Source organism: Psychromonas sp. SR45-3 (genome assembly GCF_014163575.1).
Taxonomy (GTDB): domain Bacteria; phylum Pseudomonadota; class Gammaproteobacteria; order Enterobacterales; family Psychromonadaceae; genus Psychromonas; species Psychromonas arctica.
This window is the reverse complement of sequence record NZ_JACJDP010000090.1, coordinates 1-790: the sequence shown is the minus strand read 5'-3', so window position 1 is coordinate 790 and position 790 is coordinate 1. Positions and strand designations below refer to the sequence as shown.

Annotated in this window: 1 protein-coding gene; it reads left to right on the top strand. The window is 35.8% G+C overall.

What is annotated here, in order from left to right; all coding sequences use genetic code 11:
* A partial coding sequence (locus H5084_RS19240; RefSeq protein ID WP_220486021.1) for a transposase occupies positions 1 to 758 on the top strand: 758 nt, incomplete at its 5' end.
* Positions 759 to 790 lie beyond the last annotated feature (32 nt).

Sequence of the window (790 nt, the reverse complement as noted above, 5' to 3'; positions counted from 1 at the left end):
TAGAAGACAGTGATTTCGAGATATTCCTTAATTTATTAAATACCGTTTGTTCACGTTATAACTGGGTTATTCACGCTTATTGTTTAATGGATAATCACTACCACTTACTTGTAGAGACTCCCGATGCTAATTTGAGTAAAGGAATGCGCCAGTTAAACGGTGTATTTACGCAATCAATCAATAGAAAGTACGGTCGAGTAGGGCATCTTTTTCAAGGGCGCTATAAAGCTATTCTGGTTGATAAGGCTGCTTATTTATTAGAACTGTGTCGTTATATTATTTTAAATCCTGTGCGTGCAAAAATGGTTGATACTCCTGATGAATGGTTGTGGAGTAGTTGGCATTGTATGGTTGGAAAACAAGCCTCCCCAAACTGGTTAGCAACGGATGCGTTGTTAAATTATTTTGATAAAGAGCGGTCAGTAGCGATTGCAGAATATATTCACTTTGTAGAAGAGGGGGTTAATAAAACCATCTGGGATGATTTACAGCATCAAATATATTTAGGTGATGATGTCTTTGTAGAAAAACATCAAATATTAAAAGAATTACTTGAAGGGGATGTATCTGAAGTCCCCTTTAAACAACGTTCTTTGTCGCCACTGACGTTAAAAAGTTATCATGAACAATCCGATACTCGTAATGGAGCGATTATAAAAGCTTACCAATCAGGAGGATATACAATGAAAGAAATCGGTGATCATTTCAAAATACATTATTCATTAGTAAGCCGTATTATATCGGCTGATAAAAAGTAAGGTAATCGGTAATGCAAAATGAAAGACCTGAC